This window comes from Thermodesulfobacteriota bacterium (assembly GCA_026415035.1).
In the GTDB taxonomy this organism is placed as follows: Bacteria; Desulfobacterota; BSN033; order BSN033; family UBA1163; genus RBG-16-49-23.
Genome location: JAOAHX010000021.1, coordinates 1 through 15,749 on the forward strand (window position 1 = coordinate 1; position 15,749 = coordinate 15,749).

At 52.5% G+C, this 15,749-nt stretch carries 14 protein-coding genes; 2 read left to right on the forward strand and 12 right to left on the reverse strand.

Features of this window, described 5'->3' with window-relative positions:
- Positions 1–209: 209 nt before the first annotated feature.
- Positions 210–2,612, forward strand: a complete 2,403-nt coding sequence (locus N3G78_11605; protein ID MCX8118565.1) for a YfhO family protein — start codon at positions 210–212, stop codon at positions 2,610–2,612.
- Positions 2,581–3,258, forward strand: coding sequence for a glycosyltransferase family 2 protein (locus N3G78_11610; protein MCX8118566.1), 678 nt, complete (start codon positions 2,581–2,583; stop codon positions 3,256–3,258). Before N3G78_11605 ends, N3G78_11610 begins: the two co-directional genes overlap by 32 nt.
- Here the strand turns inward: N3G78_11610 and N3G78_11615 are convergent.
- From N3G78_11615 to N3G78_11670, 12 genes are all read right to left on the reverse strand, one after another.
- Positions 3,255–4,979 carry an ATPase, T2SS/T4P/T4SS family gene (locus N3G78_11615; GenBank protein MCX8118567.1) on the reverse strand — a complete coding sequence of 575 codons (1,725 nt, stop codon included), beginning with the start codon at positions 4,977–4,979 and terminating at the stop codon, positions 3,255–3,257. The genes N3G78_11610 and N3G78_11615 overlap by 4 nt on opposite strands.
- A gap of 55 nt (positions 4,980–5,034) precedes the next feature.
- Entirely contained in the window at positions 5,035–5,727 is a 693-nt protein-coding gene (locus N3G78_11620; GenBank protein MCX8118568.1) for a tetratricopeptide repeat protein, read from the reverse strand.
- Positions 5,728–6,185: 458 nt separating this feature from the next.
- On the reverse strand, positions 6,186–7,271 hold the full coding sequence (locus N3G78_11625) for an AAA family ATPase (GenBank protein MCX8118569.1): 1,086 nt from the start codon (positions 7,269–7,271) through the stop codon (positions 6,186–6,188).
- A gap of 56 nt (positions 7,272–7,327) precedes the next feature.
- Positions 7,328–8,935, reverse strand: a complete 1,608-nt coding sequence (locus tag N3G78_11630) for a secretin and TonB N-terminal domain-containing protein (GenBank protein ID MCX8118570.1) — start codon at positions 8,933–8,935, stop codon at positions 7,328–7,330.
- Positions 8,936–9,000: 65 nt separating this feature from the next.
- Positions 9,001–9,456, reverse strand: coding sequence for a hypothetical protein (locus N3G78_11635; protein MCX8118571.1), 456 nt, complete (start codon positions 9,454–9,456; stop codon positions 9,001–9,003).
- Positions 9,453–10,031, reverse strand: coding sequence for a hypothetical protein (locus N3G78_11640; GenBank protein MCX8118572.1), 579 nt, complete (start codon positions 10,029–10,031; stop codon positions 9,453–9,455). The genes N3G78_11635 and N3G78_11640 overlap by 4 nt, the downstream gene beginning before the upstream one ends.
- 3 nt (positions 10,032–10,034) lie before the next feature.
- Complete coding sequence (gene pilM / locus N3G78_11645; GenBank protein MCX8118573.1) at positions 10,035–11,747, reverse strand: type IV pilus assembly protein PilM; 1,713 nt, start codon at positions 11,745–11,747, stop codon at positions 10,035–10,037.
- A 40-nt stretch (positions 11,748–11,787) separates the two neighbouring features.
- The gene (locus N3G78_11650; GenBank protein MCX8118574.1) at positions 11,788–12,993 is read right to left on the reverse strand and encodes a hypothetical protein; all 1,206 of its coding nucleotides are present in this window, start codon (positions 12,991–12,993) and stop codon (positions 11,788–11,790) included.
- Positions 12,990–13,640 (reverse strand): prepilin-type N-terminal cleavage/methylation domain-containing protein, encoded by a 651-nt coding sequence (locus N3G78_11655; GenBank protein MCX8118575.1) that lies wholly within the window; start codon positions 13,638–13,640, stop codon positions 12,990–12,992. Before N3G78_11655 ends, N3G78_11650 begins: the two co-directional genes overlap by 4 nt.
- On the reverse strand, positions 13,606–14,067 hold the full coding sequence (locus tag N3G78_11660) for a type II secretion system GspH family protein (GenBank protein MCX8118576.1): 462 nt from the start codon (positions 14,065–14,067) through the stop codon (positions 13,606–13,608). Before N3G78_11660 ends, N3G78_11655 begins: the two co-directional genes overlap by 35 nt.
- Before the next feature lie 2 nt (positions 14,068–14,069).
- Positions 14,070–14,477 carry a type II secretion system GspH family protein gene (locus tag N3G78_11665; protein ID MCX8118577.1) on the reverse strand — a complete coding sequence of 136 codons (408 nt, stop codon included), beginning with the start codon at positions 14,475–14,477 and terminating at the stop codon, positions 14,070–14,072.
- 20 nt (positions 14,478–14,497) lie between these two features.
- A complete protein-coding gene (locus N3G78_11670; protein MCX8118578.1) occupies positions 14,498–15,718 on the reverse strand; it encodes a type II secretion system F family protein in 1,221 nt (406 codons plus the stop codon).
- Positions 15,719–15,749 lie beyond the last annotated feature (31 nt).

A 15,749-nucleotide genomic window follows, 5' to 3' on the forward strand; every position in this document is an offset into this window, starting at 1 on the left:
GCAGCTGGACTGCGGCTGCCACTCGTTTTACGATGACGGTAAGGGGAAATATTTACACATTTACGTTGACCCCGACCCCACAGCCCCCATTGACCATCGGGAGTATCACCGCAGGGACCGGAACCTTTAGCACTTGGTAACGCCATAAGGACTGGGGTTTGGTAAATCGGTCCTCGTTTTTTAAAGGTAGAATCGACCCAACTGATTTCGTGGCTGGTCTGCTCCTTTTGGCCACGGCGATTCTTTTTTTTTGTGATCTGCTGGTTGAGAGATCCCTCCTCACGGAAAGGGATCTGGCTGCCTATTTTATTCCTCCCAGGTTTTTCTGGGTGGAAAGTCTGAAACGATTCGATTTCCCTCTCTGGAATCCTCATCAATTTACCGGCCACCCTTTCCTGGCCAATCCCCAACACGGCTTGTTATATCCCCTGAATATCCTCCTTTTGATCCTCCCTTTCGACATAGGCTTCAACACCGTCATCGTCCTTCATTTCTTTTTAGCCGGGTGGTTCACCTACTTCCTCATGAAGGAATGGGGGGGGAGTTTCACCGCCTCTCTGATATCAGGGTTCACGTTCATGCTCGGGGGCTATCTCCTCTCTGTCCATAGCCTTCTCAATATTCTTCTTTCCGTGACCTGGACGCCTTTGATCCTCCTTTTCTTTAGAAGAACGATGAGGAGTTTCGGGTTCAAGAACGTCCTCTTCACCGCCGCCCTCATGACCGTTTCCTTTCTGGGCGGAGGCCTGGAGGTGGTGTACGGGAATTTTTTCGTTCTCTTCCTGGTGATGATCCTGCTTCCTCCGGTTTCTTCCCATCCCTTTGGAAAAAAGGGGAAAGCCCTTTTTTCCCTTTATCTCCATCGCCTCAAATTTTTTTCGGCCCTGACCTTGGCCTTCCTCTTCTTTTCCGCGATTCAGCTCATTCCTTTTCTGGAGCTCTGGATGCACTCCATCAGGGGGCAGGGGATCACCTATCAAGAGGCGACAATCTGGAGTTTTGCACCGAAGGACATCCTTCTCTTCTTCCTGCCCGACGCCTATGGTTATTTCCTGGACATGCAGAAGTACTGGTCGGTCCAATGCTGGCTCAAGACGATGTATACCGGAGGGCTCCCTTTTATCCTGACCGGTCTCTTCTTTGTTTTCGGCTCTCAACGCAAGCTCTTCCTTGCCCTGATGATCTTCTCCCTTTTTCTGGCCCTCGGCCAATTCAATCCCCTATACCCTTGGGTCTATGGATACCTTCCGTTCTTCAACGGGATCCGTTATCCAGTAAAGTTCCTTTACATCTTTATCCTTTGTCTTTCCCTCACGACAGGTCTGGGTTTCGATAGGATCCGGCAGTTCTCCCCAGTGGGGGGCCATCCGGTGCTGAAACATCTTCTGATCGCCTTCTCTCTTGTTTCCGGTCTGGGACTTCTGGGCCTTGTGGTGGGTCACGAGGAGGTCGAGGCTTTTCTCAGGGCCAAAGGGGTGGACCTTCCTGAGTTCAATCATCTTTCCATCAATCTTCACCATGCCAAGCGATTCCTCTTCTACCTGACCCTTTTCTTCCTCCTGCTGAGGGTGGGTTACGAAACGGGTTGGAAAGGGTGGGTCCAAGGGCTGCTCCTCCTGTTTCTGGTCGGCGACCTCTTCGGGAACATGGGCTTTTATGGGAAGGAGAAGACGTCGGACTATTTCAAAACAACGAAGGTCACCGAAATCATCGCCTCGGATTCTCCCTCCTTAAGGGTCTTCTCCACGGCCAAGACCACCCAGATGGAGACGCCCGTGCTCTTCGTCAGCGAGACTCCCTTCGATGTTATTAAGGAGACGAACCTTCCTTCGTTCAGTCTCCTTTATCGGTTTCACGATATCTGGGGTACCGATGTCATTCGATTGAAAAGGAACGACGATCTCTACAGAGCGTTCATTGGGCTTCCTTCCATCTCGGCCAGCAACCTGCCGCTCCTTTATGGGATCCGATATATCGTCTCGGTGACTTTTATTGAGGATCCCGATTATGAACTTGTCTATGCGAGGCTCGAAGGTCTGGAGGGGAGGCGGGAAGACCTCCTGAAACAAAATACCATCAAGCTTTACCGCTACAAGCCCCCGGTCCAGAGGGCCTGGTTCGTCAAGGAGTTCGAGGTGATGGACCCCCAAGGTCTTCTGGCGACCTTGTTGACAAAAGAATTTTCTCCCCTCCGAAAGGTTCTGCTCGAAGACCCTCTCCTTTGGGAGAAGGTTCCGCCTGGCCCCGGGGCAGGGGGAGGGAAGGTCGAGATCCTCCAAGAGACCAATAACCGGCTGTCCCTGAGGGCTGAGACGAAAGAAGAGGTTTTTTTGGTTTTAAGTGACACCTATTTTCCGGGTTGGAAGGTCTATGTAAATGGACGAGAGGAAAGGATCCTTCGGGCTAACTACCACTTTCGAGCGGTTCCTCTCACCAAAGGGACCCACCGAATCGATTTTCTATACGATCCCCTCAGCTTCAAGCTGGGCATCACCCTCACTTTCTTGGGAATCATGGGGGCTTTAAACCTGGCCTTTTATTTCAAGCAGAGAAGATGTCCTCAGGAAGGGGGAGGAAGGGATGAAACTCTCGATCATCATCCCGGTATATAACGAGGCGAGGACCATCCTCGAAGTCCTACGAAGGGTGAGGGAATCTCCTCTCGAAAAAGAGATCATCGTCGTTGACGACGGTTCTACGGACGGGACAGCCACGCTCCTCTTGGAACAGGGCAGGGGGCTCAAGGTCCTTCACCACGAAAAGAACCGCGGGAAAGGGGCGGCCATCCGCACAGCACTGCCTCACGTCACCGGAGACATCGTGATCATCCAGGATGCGGACCTGGAATATCATCCCTCCGAATACCCAAAGCTCATCGGGCCGATTTTAGAGGGGATGGCCGATGTGGTCTATGGCTCCCGTTTTCTGGGAGGACCCCACCGGGTTCTCTATTTTTGGCATTACGTAGGGAATAAGGTGGTCACCACCTTCTCCAACATGCTTACCGATCTCAATCTCTCGGATATGGAAACAGGTTATAAAGTCTTTCGTTCCGAAGTGTTAAAGAAGATCAAGATTGAAAGTAATCGGTTCGGGTTTGAACCTGAAATCACAGCCAAGATCGCGAAGATGGGATGTCGGGTTTACGAGGTCCCCATCTCCTACTGGGGAAGGGACTATTCCGAGGGAAAGAAGATCAACTGGAAGGACGGGCTCGCCGCCCTTTACTGGATCGTCAAGTTTAATCTTTTCCGCTAATACGCCACTCGATCCACTTCCTCCCGAGTGGTGATTCCCTTGACCACTTTTAACAATCCGTCCTCTCGAAGCGATTTCAACCCGGCCGTCTCACGGGCCTTTAAGCGAATGAGCTCGGCGGAGGCCCTTTCCGAGATGAGGCGCTTAATCCTTTCGTCCACCGAAAGAAGTTCATAGATTCCTGTCCGGCCTAAGTAACCGGACTGCTTGCACTGCTTGCACCCTTTGCCCCGGTACAAAGAAAGGGAGCCCTCTGGTTTGGGGATGACCCCTCTTAGTTCCTTAAGGGTCGCCTCGTCGGGAGGATAGGAGGTTTTACACTGGGAGCAGATGGTCCGGACCAGCCGCTGGGCCAGGACCCCGATCACCGAGGAGGAGATGAGGTAAGGCTCGACGCCGATATCGAGAAGGCGGGTGATGGCCTCCGGGGCATCGTTGGTATGGAGGGTGCTGAGGACCAGATGCCCGGTGAGAGCGGCCTGAATGGCAATCTGAGCGGTTTCGAGATCTCGGATCTCTCCCACCATGATCACATCCGGATCCTGCCGGAGGATGGAACGGAGGCCGGTGGCAAAGGTGATCCCGGCCTTCGGGTTGATCTGGGTCTGACGAATTAAAGGAAGGCGATATTCGACCGGATCTTCGACGGTGATGATGTTTTTGTCCACGGAGTTGATCAGGTTGAGGGAGGCGTAAAGGGTGGTCGTCTTCCCGCTTCCCGTAGGCCCTGTCACCAGAATCATGCCCGCCGTCCTTCTGAGGAGCCGTTTAAATTGACCCAACATCTCTTCCGAGAACCCCAGCTCCTCGAGGGTGAGAAGGGGGCTGGTTTGGTCGAGGAGACGGAGGACCACATTCTCTCCATAAATGGTGGGAAAGGTGGAGACCCTGATTTCGAACCCCCTCTGGTCCATTCGGACGTTGAAGTTCCCATCTTGGGGAAGCCGGGTCTCCGCGATGTCCATCTCGGCCAGGATTTTGATGCGTGCCGTGATCGAAGGATGGACCGCTTTGGGCAGGGTCATGGTTTCATAGAGGAGGCCATCGATCCGGAAACGAATCCGCAAGGACTTCTCGTCCGGCTCGATGTGGATGTCGCTGGCCCGGTCTGAAATGGCCTGCATCATCACGAGATCTAAAATCCTGGCTGCGGGCGCACCCTCCACCGGCCCCGCGATCGGTTCCTTTCCTTGGAGGTCGTAGGTTTTCCGATATTCCGCAGGCTCCCTTACGGGCTCGGTGAGGGGTTGCGAAAGACTTTGCCGGACGGTGCTATCCAACGAGGTTCCCCTCATTCCATAATATTGTTCAATCGCTTTCTTGATCTTTTTCTCCGTGCTGATCGCGATTTCGACGTCGGTCTTGATCCGATTTCGCAGCTCGTCCAGGGCGGCGATGTTGAGAGGATTGTCGATGGCCACCGTGAGGGTCGTCCCTATTTTAAAAAGGGGGATGAGGGTGTGTCGCCTGGCCAGCTCCTCCGGTATGCTCTGCACGATTCCCTCGTCAATTAAATAGGTGTCGAGGTCCACGTAGGGGAGATCGAAATAGTCCGCAAGGCATTGGTAGAGAGGTTCCTCCTTCACATAGCCTTTTCGGATGAGGGTCTGTTCGAGTCTTTCGCCTCCCTGTCTCTGTTCCTGGATCGCTTTTTTTAACTGGTCTGCCGTGATTACCCCACAATCCACCAGAAATTCCCCAAAACTCTTCTTCTGAGCCATAACTCCTCCGGATCCTCACCCCAAAACAACCTCAGCCCATCTCCGAGCCTCTCCCTCATCTTTTTGGTTTGATCTGTTGAAGATGTCCTCTCACCCTCGAGGCCAGTTCGGGATAGGTGCCCGAGGCAAGGAGAATAAATTGTTCATAGTGATGGGCGGCTTGATCCCGGTTTCCCATCTGTTCGTAAAGGAGCGCCAAATTGTAATGGGTTTCCCCATGGCGGGGATTGAGGGAGAGGGCTTTCTGATAAGATTCGAGGGCTTTCTCCAAGAACCCTTTCTTTTTATAGAGGGTTCCGAGATTGATCAGGCTTTCGATGTGCTTTGGATTGAGGGCAAGGACCTTTTGGAAGGCCTCGATCGCCTGATCCGTTTCACCCCGAAGATGGAGAAGGATTCCGACGTTGTTGAAGGCTTTATCGTATTTTGGATTGATTTCGATCGCTTTCTGGTAATTCTGAAGGGCCTTTTCAAAATCCCCGATTTCCTGGTAGAGGATCCCAAGATTATTATAGGCCTCCACGAAGGAGGGATCGAGTTCAAGGGCCCTCTGGTAGGCCAGGATGGCCTCGGTCATCTCCCTCTGTTTATGAGAGGTGACCCCCATATTGAATAATCGGATCACCTCGAGGGAGAGAGGGTTCTCCTTGCCCGAGATTTCCACAACCGACAGGGGTTTGGAAGGGGGTTCGGGTTTGGGAATAGGGGGAGGGGGAGGAATCATATCCCAACCTTCTTTTAACCCCATACCCGCCTCTTCTCCCTTTTTAGCCAGTTGAGTTTTTTCTTTCACCGGAAGGGAGGTTACCGAAACGCCCTCCCTCCCCCCCTGATTCTGAATTGCCATCATTTCGTATAGAGAGAGCCTGAAAGAGGGTGGGACCTCAGAGGGAAGGGATTTCGGTTCCTCTATGGCCGTGGGTTTCTCGGCATCTCGGTGACTCTCTGGAGTCATCGGAAAAGATCGGACCAGAACGGATTCTTTCCCTTCAGACCCTCCGGTTTGAGAAGGAGGGGATGGGGAAGAGGGAAAGAAAAGCCACCCGAGGGCCAGTAAAAGGATCCCGAGACTTACGCCTGCCCCCGCCATGAGGAACCCTCGCCTTTTTTTTTCCTTCCGCTTCGACCCCTTTTTAAAGAAAGGCCCTCCTGCGACCTCCTGGCTTCGTTGTTGCTGGACCTTCTTGAGGGCCTCCATGATCAAGCTCATCTTAATTCCTCCGAGAAAGCCCAAATCGTTTCCCTTTGGGCGTCCCCATGAGGGGTCGAAGGATTGAAGAGGGAGGGTTTTTCTTCTGCCCCTTTCCTGTAGAGTTTTCCGAACCGATCATGGATGAACTCTTGGGCCTCCCGAAGAGAGGAAGGCGGTCCAAAGTTCAGAATCAACATCCCTGTCAGGAGGAGACAGAGGATCGTGAGGAGAACGATGCGGAGGGGCGGGAAAAACCTTTTCCAGGTCGAAGGGGAGGAGAATCGGGAGTCTTTGCCATTGCCCCCGAGATCTTCGATCGCCCTCTTCACCAGGCGGCGATCGAAATGGAAGACCTCCTCCACGAACCCTCCGAGGAGGATGCGATCGCAGAGAAGATTGATCAACCTCGGGATCCCCTTCGAATAACGGTAGATCTGGTCCAGAGCAGCCTTGGAGAAGGTGATCCCTCCATGCGAGCCGGCGACCGCAAGGCGTTGATAGATATAGGCCTCGGTCTCCTTCCGGTCGAGGGGGAGGAGGTGTTGCCGGAGGGCGATCCTCTGGTTCAGTTGTTTCAATTTGGGAGACCGGAGTTTCTGGTCGAGTTCGAGCTGCCCGAACAGGATGACCTGGAGCAATTTCTCCTTGGTCGTTTCAAGATTGGAAAGCATCCGGATCTGTTCCAGAACCGGGACGGAGAGATTCTGGGCTTCGTCGATGATGAGAAGGACCTGGTGGCCTTGGGAGAGCTGATCGAGGAGATAGCGGTTAAGGGCATCGATCCTTTCGGCCTTCGTCCTCCCGATGGCCTTGAATCCAAGGTCCTGGAGGATCGCCCGTAACAACTCTCCCTCCGTGAGAAAGGAGTTGAAGATCACGGCCGTTTTGACCCTGCCATCCAGTTTTTCGATGAGGGCCCGACAGAGGGTCGTTTTTCCCGTCCCGACATCGCCGGTCACGACCATAAAGCCTTCCCTCTGCCGGATGCCGTAAAGCAGGGATTCGATGGCCGTCCGGTGGTTTTCGCTCAAATAGAGAAACTGGGGGTCGGGCGTAAGGGAGAAGGGCTTCTCTTTCAAACCATAAAAGTCAAGGTACATCGCTTCCCCATCCGATTCGAAAGTCCGAATGCGAAATCCGTGACGAATTCAACCTCTCATCTTTTTGGAATCTCTTCGATCTTCTTACCTACCTGAAGGGTAGGGGTGATCATGATGACCAGCTCGGCCGTTTTCTTTTTCTCCGTTTTGTGGCGGAACAACCCGCCTAGGATCGGAATCGATTGCAGGACGGGAACGCCCACATAGGCCTCCTCCTTCTTCTCCTGCATCAGGCCGGCGATGATGATGGTCTGTCCATCCTTGACCCTTACCGTGGTATCGGTCTCCCTGATGCTCAAGAGGGGAAAGGTAGTTTTCCCGTCCGGCGTCACCTTCTCCCCGGTCTTTTCGGTGATGCTGGGATGGATGTTCATGATGATCGTCCCATCCTCGGCGATCTGGGGGGTGACATCCAGAATGATGCCCACATCGATCGTCACGGGATGATAGGTCTGGATCACCGTATCCCCACCTGCCGCCACCACTCCGGAGATGAAGAAGACGTCCTGGTTTCCCACCCGGATGATGGCCTTCTGGTTGTTCAGGGTGGAGATGGTGGGGCTGGAGAGGACTTTGACATCTCCTTGCTCGGCGATGGCCGACATGATATCGGAGAGGGCTACGTCCGTTCCGATGGCAAGGGTCCCACCAAAAGGTCTGATCTTGAAAGTTCCTGGGGTATCGATGGTGGTGCCGCTGGTGGTATCGCCGAGGGTAAATCCCCCTACGATCCCTGGAAATCCAGTGGTCCCCGCCTTGTTGACCAACCCCCAGGAGAGGTTCGAGATCCGCGGAAGCCCCTCGATCACCTTCCAGTTGATGCCTTCTTTGTTTTCATCCGAAAGGATGACTTCGAAAATCTTGGCCTGAATGGTGACCTGCCTCTGAGAACTTCCTTCGACCGTTTCGAGATAGGAGGCGATCTTATTGAGGTTGATCGGATAATCCGTCACTAGGATGAGGCCGGTCGATTTATTGATGATCAGTTTTTTGCCCGTCTTGTCGGCCCGCGTCCAAGAGGTTTTTTCGGGTTCCGAAGGGGATCGCTCTTCCGCCGAGCCGAAGACGATTGTCTCCAGCCCCCTCTGGATCTCTTTCCAGAGGTCCATCTCATCCACGCTCACGAGATCGCTGAAACCCGTCCTCCCCCCCGGTGAAAGGGGCATGATTCCGGCCCCTGGTTGCGATCCGGGGAGAACGATGTTTTGCTGTCCTCCACCCGTGCTGGCATAGATCTCCCTTTTCCCGCTCCGTCGGGTAGCGAGGTAGTTGAGCGTAAAGAGGCGGGTTTCCATCTGGGGCCTCAGGATCCGGATAAATTTGTCTTCTATTCGATAGGTCCAACCTAAGGGGGTGAGGAGGGCATCCAGAGCCTCTGTCAAGGTGACCCGTTTAAGATCGATGGTGATCTTGCCCGTCAATTCCGGATCGATGACAATATTGAAGTCGCTTTCTTTGGAGAAGGCCAAGAGGATCTCCTGAATATTGGCATCCCGGGCGAAGAAAGAATAGAGCTTTTCTGGAGCCTTCCGGGCCTCTTCTTTTTGGGGAATCATCAATTCCTTCAATTTCGTCTCAGAGGGAGGCTGGGGTTTGGCGAGTTCCAACTTTTGAGAGGGCAGGGGGGTCCGCTCCTTTTTGGGAGGGGAAGCGCAACTTGCCATTCCTATCTGAATTATCAGGCAGATTAAAAAAATCTTCGTTCTCATGCCTTTCTCCTTTCAGGGCGTTACCTGTCCTCCACCTTGATTTGGATCGGACTCTGGTCCAGATAGAGGGTCCTCTTTTTCCCTTCCTTTTCAAGAATCACCCGGTCGGGTCGAATCTCCACCACTTTCTCGCCTTCCACCGTGTCCCCGATGGTGACGAGAGAGCGTCCAATAGAGGCAAGGCGCACATGGTCTCGGATCAGAATGGCTTTCAGTTTGAAAGTGGGCTCCGGGGACTGGGTTTCGGCCGGTTTTATCTCCGCGGGAGGTTGGGAGGGGCTCCCCACCGGGATGGAAGGGGTCTCCTGGGAGTGATGACGGATGCCCGGAGGGAGGGCAAAAGGATCCCTTCGCGGTGGCCCAGGGTCTCTCTTCTTGGGCTGGGTAAAACCGACCTCTTGGGTTAAAAGGGCGATCCATCCCGCCATCATCACCCCTGCTAACATAGCAATCGATAGGACTCTTATACGTTTCATGTCGGCCTCTGTCCTTGTATATACATCTTCAGAGCCAGGGTCACTTTTAGGAGAGGTTGGACCTCTTCAGCCCTTTCGATCTGGAGCCTCTCTACATGAACGGGGAAAGGAAGCTCTTCCACCCCTTTTAAATAAGATTCGATCTTGGAAAAAGTGGCGTGAAGAACCAATTGGACGGTCACCTTCCGTAATCTCGAGGAGGAGGGGGTTTCCTTTTTTTCTTCGGGGAGGGCGATTTTCTCTTCGAAAGGAGTGATCGAAATCACCTTCATCTGAAAAGGGTCGCTCTCCCGGGCAAGGTGTTTCAGGAACGTTCTGAACTCTTCCCCCCTGTGTGTCCGTGCTGAAAGCCTCTCCAGTTCCTCTTCCCGTTTGAGGAGTTCCGCCTCTGCCGTTTCGGCTTCTTTGGCCAGAAGGGCAAGTTCGCTCAATTTGGCCTCCGCCGATTGAATTTCCCCCCTCAGGGCCGAAATCTTCCGGTTCGCAGGGGTATCGAAAATCCGGTCGAAGAGGAAGATCGCCACCGCGATCGACAAACCCAGCAACAAGATCTTTTCTCGCCTTTTCAACGCCATGATTTACGGTTTCTCCTGTGAGATTTGAGTATCCTCGATTTCACAAAGGATTTCGAATTCAACCGCTGAATGGTTAAATACCCTATTCTCATTGGTCGAGTTCAGTTTCACGTGGTGGAAGAAAGGGGACCTTTCAAGTCCTTCGATGATTTGAGCAATGGCCGTGAGGCCGTGTTGGACAGGACCGAAGGCAAGGGCCTTAAGGTGGAGAATCCTCTTTCCAGGAACGGTCTCCTGGATTTTTGGGTCTTGGCCCGTCTTGGTCAAAGGGGGTGAGGTCGTTTGTACTTCCAGGCTCGTTAAGGTCACGTTTTCCGGGATGAGGCTGGTGATTTCTCGGAGCAATCTCCTGTAGGGAAAGGGGGGGGCGATGGCAGAAGGGTAAAGGGAAAGGTCCTGGGCGATTTTGGCCTCTTTTTCCTTTAAAAGGGCGAGCTTGGTTCTGAGGGCCTCCAGCTTCTCCACCTTGGCCATTTTTTCATCTCGCTCTCTCTGAAGCATGGCCACTTGATCGGTTTTGTATAGGTGGGTCCCCAAAAAGATAAGGCCTGTCAGGATAGGGACGGCCACATAGAGGCTTTTTTCATTGGCCACTTTTAACCAGAGCGGTTCTTTCTCCGGTAGAAACTCGATTTGTTTCGGCCCCGAGAGGGCTACTCCGGCCGCAGAGGCAAACATTGAACCCCTCTGCTCCACACCTCCTGGATCGATGGATTTGGCCTCGAAAGGCATCCCCTTGAGGGGATTAAAAATCTCAACCGGAAGCCCCAGTTCTCCTTCGAGGTAGGGGGAGAGGTTTTTCAGATGGGCCCCGCCGCCGGTCAGAAGGACCCGATCGATCCGCTCTCCATAGAACTGAGTTTGGTAAAAGTCAAAGGAACGGCCGATCTCTGAAACCCATCTCTCCAGAACGGGTCGCATCAGAAAAGCGATCTTTGAGAGATCGATCTCCTCTCGCTCAGGAGTTCCCGCCCCCTGGACTTCGGATGGGATCCCCACTTCCTCTTTGATCTTCTCCGCTTTTTCAAAGAGAAAGGCGAGGTCTCTTTCGAAGGGGATTCCGTCGGTGATCGCCCGGGTGAGGTCGGCTCCGGCAGGGGTGATCTCGCGGCTGAACTGGAGGGTCAAGTCCTTAAAAAGATAGAGGCTGATTTTCTCGGAGCCGAGGTCAATTAAAGCGGTCGTCTCCCCGATTTTTAACCGGTCTCCCAACAACAACAGGTTCCAAAGAGCAAAGGCATTCACATCGAGATGGGATACCCGCAACCCCGCGCCGGTAGCGATGGAAAGGGTTCGGTCGATCAAGGAATTCGGGCAAGCCACGACGAGCAGGTCAAGCCTTTTCGTCCCTTCCTCGACGAATTCTCCGAGGAGGTGTGATCGAATCTGGGCGGTTTCAGGGGGATAGGGGAGATGGCTTTTCATCTCCCAGGGGAGGGCCTTGGCGAGTTCCCTTTTGGGCATGGCAGGCAGGGTCAAACGTCGAATCTGGATTCCTGAACCGGAGACCGTCAGTCTGACCTTCTTCGTTTGGAGGCCTGTTTCCTCCATAAGATCTCTGAGGAGGATGGCCAGAGCCTGGGTGTCCTCCCTATCGATCCCCTGGGGGATCCTCTTCAACCCCAGGCAGGAAAGAAAGGGCCCCCTTGAGGTCTTCTTTAACCCCACTAATTTAATGGAATGAGAACCAATGTCTAATCCGATCGTTTCTGGCATATTTACCACCTAAATTTTAAAAGGGCGCTGAACTCTAAAATCATATTACTACCGCCCTAAAAGCAATGATCAAATAAACTCCAGGATCTCCTCCAAGTGTCGCCTGATTTTTGCTGACGCTGCCGGTAGCGCCTGGGGGCGCCATGACCCTAAAAGCATGGGATTGAGATAGATCTGCGCCCGAAGTGGTCCGGTATTGAGCCAAGCCCGGAGTAGTCCACCCGGCTGTCAGTGATCCCCAGGTATTGTTATCCGAGGAGGCCCATGTTGCAAAGACAAGAGCTCCGTCCGTGACTGTGGTAATCCCTGGGATTGTGACGGTAAACGGTGAAGAGGGAGCCGAATAGTTACCGGAGGCCTGCAACACATCTCGTTGCCACACCATATTGGTGCTGGGGGGACGGAAGACGTGCATGACGACTATATGAGGATTGTTGTTACCGAAAGAGACGCTTGGATTGGCAGTCCATGTGCCATTAAAGGTACACCAAAATAACCTTATCCGGCAGTTGGCAGTAGGATGGTTTACCTGATCCTCCGATGTCCAGCTTTGGCCTCCCAAGTTAGACATGGCGATTGATGCCGAAGTGTCGCGAGATGCACCGATCATCAGGACAAGATCGCCTGCCCGCATATTTCCGGGAGGAGTAACCTCAGTTGGATTGCTGGTATTTGGACCATTATCGGGGGGATTAGAGGCTGAACCAAAATAAGTGATCAAGAAACTGGTAAAATTAGAGACAACAATTCGCCTTTTTTCAGTACCGATAGGGACTTCTCCTATAGAAGTTAGGATATCAGGAGTGTAGGAGATGGTGAACCGTCCAGCCCCCAAGTTTCTCTGCCTGTTTGCCGCGGCATTCAGATTAGCGTTGAGATCAGTAGCTGTCAACCAATTTTGAACCGTTGCCATACGAATAGCGTACTCCACTCCAGATTGTGCCAGGAAATAGGCTTGCGTTGATTGTATAGAAAAGATCACGGATTTCTGCTTTGTAGGGATCAAATAAGAAAAGACATAACCGATGGTCACCATCAAAAACATGGCAATGACTAGAAAGAGAACAGAGAGGCCTTTAGAATTAAATAAAATCCATCCCTGCCTCCCCTTGTTTCCCAATTTTGTCATTCCCGTGAAGACGGGAATCCAGTTTTGTTTTCTATAAAAAGATATGGATTCCTGCTTTCGCAGGAATGACAACCTATCTGAAAAAATACTTCCTTTATTTTTAAAATCACTTCTCAACTGCTTGGTACCTCACGCCAGTTTTGTTTAAAATTTTTATTTGTTAAACTGGTTGGGAGATTCTTCGGATAAACCCTGGTCTGTAAAATGACTTCTTCACCGCTTGTCCTTTGTAGTTTTAATCGAAGTTGTATCTCGTTTGCCGTATTTGTCACAGCAAATTCAGTGACATTATTGGCCATTGTGGCGGTGGTTGCAGGAGAAGTCTTAACCTTTTGCAGAATGGTGTTATTCATGGGGTCCAGCCTAAAAATGATGGTTTCATCTGCACTGTCCTGAGCTGTTGGATTGGTTCTTACAAAAGTGATCGAACTGGCTGTGACCGACGTGATGCTCCTTGCATCCCTGATGTCTCTCACCATTCTCTCCAATGCCAGTTTTCCTTCATCGTAGAGCATTTTCTGATTGACGGTCATTGTATAGATTTTCAGGCTGTCAATCAAGAACTTTATGGTGATTGCCGAGACGACGGATAGGATGACGATTACCACAATGATTTCGATGAGGGTGAACCCCTTATCGAATGTGGAATGCAGATTGCGGATTGCAGAATTTCGAATCCGAAATCCGAAATCTGAAATCCGAAATAGGGGGGACGTATTCTGCCCCTGTTTACGGAAACCTTGTGACCACCGAATAGATTTCATAAATGTCATTCTGAGGGTCTCTCACCTGAACCCGGATTCTCTTGTACCCCCTGTCATTGCCGGGCTGGATCCCGTCCCCGACCACTTGGAAGTCGCTATTCACATATAAGATTTCCCATCGCCATTGGTATGAGGGGAAATTGATTGGATCGATATCCGAGAAGGACGGAGGAAGGGAAGCGGGGTTGAGAGCAGCATTGGTATAATGAAATTTCATCAACTCTTCCATTTTCTGATGGGCAAGATAGATGGCCGTCGTCGCCATTTCCGGCTTTTGGCTTCCCTTAATGCCTGTGGCAAAAGGAACGACAATAACCGGTAAAAGAATCGCCGCCATCACAATCAGGATGATGATTTCGATGAGAGTAAACCCCCTGTTCTTGACGGGGAAGGGTAGGGTCGAGATGATAGAGGTCAAGGTTTTCATGCTCAATTTACGCTCACCTTCCCGGTATATTGGGCCACACTGATCGTTTTGCTTCCTCCGCTTCCGGAGACGATCACTGAGGCCCCTCCTCCTGCGATCGGTTCCCCGAGAGAATTGAAGGTGAAGGTGATGGTCGTCCCCACCGTCACTCCCGAAGGTAATCGGCCCGAAGGATCGAGGGAGTGGGAGGGGGTGAAGGTATAGAGGGCCGAGCCCGAAGTGAAATTGACGCTTTTCGAAACCCGATGGGCCATCGCAAATTCTTGGGCGTATCGGATATCGGAGGCCACCATTTGGGCTGCGCCTTCCAAGGAAGTCCTCGAAGGGGAATCGAAACCGAGGCGAGGGATGGCCACAGCGGCAAGGATGGCCAGGAGGAAAATGACGGCCACGGTCTCGATCAATGTCATTCCTCTTAAACCCATTAGGTTTACCCTCTGAACAACGAAGCCATGTTCCACCATGGAAGGAAAACAGCCAAAGCAAGAAAGAGGACCACCCCTCCCAAAACCAATGTAAGTAAAGGTTCGATATAGGTCGGAAGTTTTTTGAGGGCGTGGTCGACCTCCAGGTCATAATAATCGGTGACCCGCCCCAACATCTCATCCAGGGTTCCTGAAGATTCCCCTACGTTGACCATCTGAATCACCAGGGGGGTGAATTGTTTGGTCTCCTTTAAGGCTTCGGTAAGACTGCTTCCTTCGGTCACGCTTTGCTGAATTCGGTGGATCGATTGGGAAAGGATGACGTTATCCACCGTGGTCGCAGTGATTTCGAGGGCCTGCAGGATGGGGATGCCTGTCCGGTTTAACATGCCGAAGGTGTTTGTGAATCGGGAAAGACCGATCTTCAGAAAGATAGGGCCCAAGATGGGAATCCTGAGCTTTATTTTGTCCCAGAGGTATCGTCCCCGTTCGGTTCCGAGGGCGCGCTTCAACACCAGAAGGCCACCAAGGAGGACGCCTAATATGAGGTACCAGAAGGACTGGAAGAGATCGTTGACCCTTATCATGATCCGGGTGGGGAGGGGCAAGGGCATGTTAAACTGGGCGAAGGTAGCGGCGAACCGTGGAATGACAAAGGCGATCAAGATGGCGAAGGCGATCAAGACCGCAAGGATGACAATTTTGGGGTACCTCGTTGCTTCCTTGAGCCGGCGGCGGGTGTCCAGCTCCCGGTTGGCCAGTATGACAAAACGGTCCAGGGATTCTCCCAGACGCCCCGAAGTCTCGCCCGCCCGAATCATATTGACATAGATTTCTGAAAAGACACCCGGATGTTTGGCCATGGAGGCGAAGAGGGGATTTCCACTCTCCACATCTTTACAAACCTGGTCGAGGACGGCCCGGAGTTTCTTGTTTTCCGTCTGCTCTTTCAAGCTGGCAAGCCCGGTGAGAAGGGGTAATCCGGCTTTATAGAGGGTGGAAAGTTGCTGACTGAAGAGGACGAGGTCTTCCAAGCCCACTTTTTTAAACCGTTCGGTCAGGGCCGAAACCAAAGGGGGAGAGGAGTTTTTGACTTCGTCGATCGAAATCGGGAGATAGCCGAGGCCGTGGAGCTGTTCTCCAGCCGCCAAAAGGGTCGGGGCTTCCAGCCTTCCTTCCACCGCCTTGCCGTTGCGGTCCCGAACTTTATATTGAAAGATGGGCATCGACTCAATACCCTCCGAAGCCTGAACCGGT

Excerpts from the sequence above, each read along its gene's own strand:
- N3G78_11655 (MCX8118575.1), bottom strand. The coding sequence starts at position 13,640 with ATGAAATCTATTCGGTGGTCACAAGGTTTCCGTAAACAGGGGCAGAAT.
- N3G78_11610 (MCX8118566.1), top strand. The coding sequence starts at position 2,581 with ATGAAACTCTCGATCATCATCCCGGTATATAACGAGGCGAGGACCATC.
- N3G78_11630 (MCX8118570.1), bottom strand. The coding sequence starts at position 8,935 with ATGGCAAGTTGCGCTTCCCCTCCCAAAAAGGAGCGGACCCCCCTGCCC.
- N3G78_11625 (MCX8118569.1), bottom strand. The coding sequence starts at position 7,271 with ATGTACCTTGACTTTTATGGTTTGAAAGAGAAGCCCTTCTCCCTTACG.
- N3G78_11635 (MCX8118571.1), bottom strand. The coding sequence starts at position 9,456 with ATGAAACGTATAAGAGTCCTATCGATTGCTATGTTAGCAGGGGTGATG.
- N3G78_11640 (MCX8118572.1), bottom strand. The coding sequence starts at position 10,031 with ATGGCGTTGAAAAGGCGAGAAAAGATCTTGTTGCTGGGTTTGTCGATC.
- N3G78_11660 (MCX8118576.1), bottom strand. The coding sequence starts at position 14,067 with ATGAAAACCTTGACCTCTATCATCTCGACCCTACCCTTCCCCGTCAAG.
- N3G78_11665 (MCX8118577.1), bottom strand. The coding sequence starts at position 14,477 with ATGACATTGATCGAGACCGTGGCCGTCATTTTCCTCCTGGCCATCCTT.
- N3G78_11615 (MCX8118567.1), bottom strand. The coding sequence starts at position 4,979 with ATGGCTCAGAAGAAGAGTTTTGGGGAATTTCTGGTGGATTGTGGGGTA.
- N3G78_11620 (MCX8118568.1), bottom strand. The coding sequence starts at position 5,727 with ATGGGGTTAAAAGAAGGTTGGGATATGATTCCTCCCCCTCCCCCTATT.
- pilM (MCX8118573.1), bottom strand. The coding sequence starts at position 11,747 with ATGCCAGAAACGATCGGATTAGACATTGGTTCTCATTCCATTAAATTA.
- N3G78_11670 (MCX8118578.1), bottom strand. The coding sequence starts at position 15,718 with ATGCCCATCTTTCAATATAAAGTTCGGGACCGCAACGGCAAGGCGGTG.